The 4,097-nt window shown below is 42.2% G+C and carries 1 protein-coding gene; it reads right to left on the minus strand.

All coding sequences use genetic code 11. The features are described 5' to 3' along the window. Positions 1-4,090 (minus strand): acyltransferase domain-containing protein (locus AAGC65_RS25270; RefSeq protein ID WP_343115235.1); only part of this gene is annotated, 4,090 nt, incomplete at its 3' end. Positions 4,091-4,097 lie beyond the last annotated feature (7 nt).

Below are 4,097 nucleotides of genomic sequence, written 5' to 3' on the forward strand. Positions count from 1 at the left end.
GATCAGCAGAGCGCCCTACAAGGATATAGTTACATGGGTAATCCTTAGCGAAATGGATCATCAACTCGGAGGTAATTCCCTGAGCACCACCTAATACCAATACTACAGCTCCCTTATCCAGTTTGATATGAGATTCTTCCAAACCGGTGATCAACTGTGAAGGCACCAACTCCATAATGTGTCTTTTGTTATCCTGATAAATAACCTCAGAAGGAGCATCGGGTGTAAGTATCTCCTTTAAAGTCATGTCAGTGATCTCTTCTGCAGACATGGGAGTGCTTAAACTTATGACCCTGCATTTAGTTTGCTCATATTCCCGGTCAAGGCTTTTGAAGAAGCCTGCATAACCCTGATAGCGTCTTAAAAGGCTGATATCACTGAATTCGTTCAAGTGCAATTTGGTATCAGATATTAAGTAAACCCATTTTACGGCAGCAAAATCTAACTTTTTGATCAGCGCGAAGTGATCAATAATACCAACTCGTTTTTGCGCGGCAAACATGTTCAGGATAATCAAGCCTTGATATCCCTGCAGATCACTGCCAGGATATATTATATTCGCTACAGCACCATGACGCTCCAGCATATCCTTGATCTTGATAGCCTGAACACCGCCATCATCTGTAATGGCAAATCGTTGACCTTTGATGATATCAGTTTCAGCAGTTGATAATGTTGTTGGAGTAAGCTCAAAGCGAAGACGTGATAAGGTTTCATTAACATCACCTTTTACTTCACTATTTTCTATAATCTTTTTTGCTTCGGTAACTAAACCTGCACTTTCAGACTCTATTTCAGATATCCAATTAGCTAAACCGTTAAGTGTTTTTATGGCAGCCAGTTTCTCCATGATATCATCAGCTTGTTCATCCGCTTTACCAAAACCGATTTTAAGCTTCAGATCGCCAATAATTTCCATTCTTTTAATGGAGTCAATACTTAAATCGGCTTCCAGATCCAGATCCATACCCAGCATTTCCTGCGGATATCCCGTTTTTTCGCTTACAACACCTAATATGGCTAATCTTAATTCTTCTAAAGAAAATTTAGGTTGAGCGGATTGTACATTAACTTCAACATTTACCGAGGTGTGTACAGTAGTTGCAGCAGGTGCAGTTGCCGGAGCGGCGTTTTCTGTGATCCATTTAACAAGCCCACTTAAGGTTTTAATCCCGGCCAATTGCTCCATAACGGTATCTTCATTTTTACCGCTTTGGTCAAAGCCTCCTAATTCGGTGCGTAAAGTGCCAATGATCTCAACACGTTTTATTGAATCAATACTTAAATCTGCTTCCAGATCCATTTCCATACCCAGCATATCTTGCGGATAACCTGTTTTATCACTTACCACTTGTAATAAAACCTGTTTAACATCTTTTTGCGCAGCCAATAAAGTAGTAGGTACTACAACTTGTTGCGCTGCGGCAGGTACTTCTTGCTTAGCAGCTATGTGTTGTATAGCGGCTGGCAAAGGCTGGGGTATTACCTGTGGCTGATATTGAGGTATTTGCTGATAAGGTAACGAGCTATTTAAGGCTGGATTTTGCCCTAAAAATGACATCATAACATCCCGTTGGGCTTGTATCAGCATTTTCATGCTATTTAGGTATTCCTGCATCATTAACTCAGCACCGGAATTTATGATAGCAGGAGCTTGAGTTTGTACTTCGTTACTTTTCATTTTAATAGGTTCAATAATAGGTAAGGCTCCGTTTGCAGGCAGCTTCCCACTAGCGGGGATCGCGTGCTGTCCATTTACGTGCCAAACTGCCGGGCTCTTTTTATATAAGGCCGGTTCGTCAATATTTATAAGTTTGGCATCTCTGCCTTCAAATAGTTTATCAAGTAGTATAGTGCGGCCTGTCCCCATATAATCGGCCAGCATACATAATAAATGAGTTAATTTATTACGGTTGTTATCCTCAGCATATAATAGTATTTCATCTTTACCAATACACGCTTTAGTAAGTCCGGTTAAAACTTTGCCCGGGCCAACTTCAATGAATATCCTGGCACCCGAAGCATACATTTGCTGAACTTCGTCGACAAATTTCACAGGTTTTATTAAATGATCTGTAAGGCGTTCTTTGATCTCCGCGGCTTTTTTCGGATACTCTGCCGCGGTAGTGTTTGACCATACCGATAAACTCAGATTATTGAAATCAACGGCAGAAAGTACCTCTTGATATAACTCTTTTGATTTTGCTACCAATGGGCTGTGGAAAGCACAGGCTACCTCTAATTTCCTGAAAGAGATCTTGGCTGTTTTAAGCAACTCCATTAAATGTTGTATGGCAGGAGTGGAGCCTGCAATTACACATTGTGTAGGTGAATTATAATTTACCGGATAAACGTCTTTCAGATCAGCGATAACTTTTAATAACTCTTCCTGGCTCGAATTTACAGCAACCATAGCCCCTGCATCGCCATCTACTACCGCATTCAAAATAGATTGGGCACGTTTAGCGCTTAGTTTTACCAGGGCATCTTCGGCAAACGCACCAGCAAAACATAATGCAGGTAATTCGCCATAACTATGCCCGGCAACCATATCAGGTACGATGCCTAAACTTTTTAAGAAATTGGCTATGGCCAGATCAACAATTCCTAACAGGGGTTGTGCCATGCGGGTATCTTTGATGTTCTCTTTCTGTTCATTGATTAGGCTGGCCTCAAATGCTGTATTAGGGAACAATACTTTTTCATATTCCGGATGCTGTTTTAATAAACTACGCATAGCCGGGAATACCACGAAAAGGTCACGGGCCATATTGATCCGCTGGCTTCCCTGACCAGGGAACATAAAGGCTACTTTCCCTTCCTGTTTTTTAACGATGTAAGTGTCCTTACTTTCAATACCAGAGAGCGCGAGTTCAACCTTCATCATCAGATCATCTGCATGATCGGCAACTATACTGAGTTGTACTGGTTTTGTGCTGTTGGTTGCAAGGCTATAGGCAATATCTTTCAGGTCAATATTGCCATTGATCTCCAATAATGATTTAACTGAATTTAATCGGTTTTTTGCTTCATCATAGTTGTCGCCCCTGAAAACAAAAAGCTCAGATGGCCACGATTTTATTGACGGATCCTGTTCAGACACAGGGTTTGTATTTTCAATTACAGCGTGGAAATTGGTTCCTCCAAAACCGAATGCGCTTATACCCGCATAACGTTTTTCATCCATCCATAAACCAGCTTCGGTATGAAATGCAAACGGGCTGGTTTCTGGATTATAATAGGCGTTAGGAGTTTTTAAATTTATGGTAGGCGGTTTTATACCGTGATAAACAGCCAGAGAAGCTTTAATAAGCCCAGCCAGACCTGCCGCGCACTTAGTGTGACCTATTTGTGTTTTTACCGAACCTAAATGGGTTTGCCCCGTAAGTGCGCCCGATTGGTTAAGCATATCGGTTAAAGCACTTAATTCTGTTTTATCACCAACTACGGTTCCCGTTCCATGAGCCTCTACCAAACCTAAAAGTGATGGTGTGATACCTGCCTGGGCATAAGCACGTTCTAAAGCCCTAACCTGTCCGATTTTACGCGGAGCGGTTAAGCCCAGTGCTTTGCCATCGCTTGAACCACCAACACCTTTAATTACGGCATAGACACGATTGCCATCGCGTAAGGCATCTTCATGTCTTTTTAATACTACCATAGCAATACCTTCGCCTAAAGCGATACCATCAGCTTCGCCGTCAAAGGTGGCGCATCTACCTTTACGGGAAAGGGCGTGGGTGCTTGAAAACATTAGGTAATCGTTGATGCCATTATGCAGATCAGCCCCACCGGCAAGTACCATATCAGATTTTTCAAGGAATAGTTCCTGACATGCCAGATCTAAAGCAGCCAGTGACGAACCGCAGGCGGCGTCAACGGTAAAGTTACGGCCACCAAAATCCATTCGGTTAGTGATCCGGCCAGATATTACGTTAGCCAATATGCCCGGAAAAGAGTCTTCAGTAGTTTTTGGAAGCATCGCGTCAACTTCTGCAGGTATTTCGCCAAATACCTGTTTAAAGTAACCCCTGAAGCTATAGCTATTAGCTAAATCATTACCACCTTCGGCGCCGATAATTACAGACATATTATCA

Source organism: Mucilaginibacter sp., assembly GCF_039207105.1.
Classification (GTDB): Bacteria; Bacteroidota; Bacteroidia; order Sphingobacteriales; family Sphingobacteriaceae; genus Mucilaginibacter.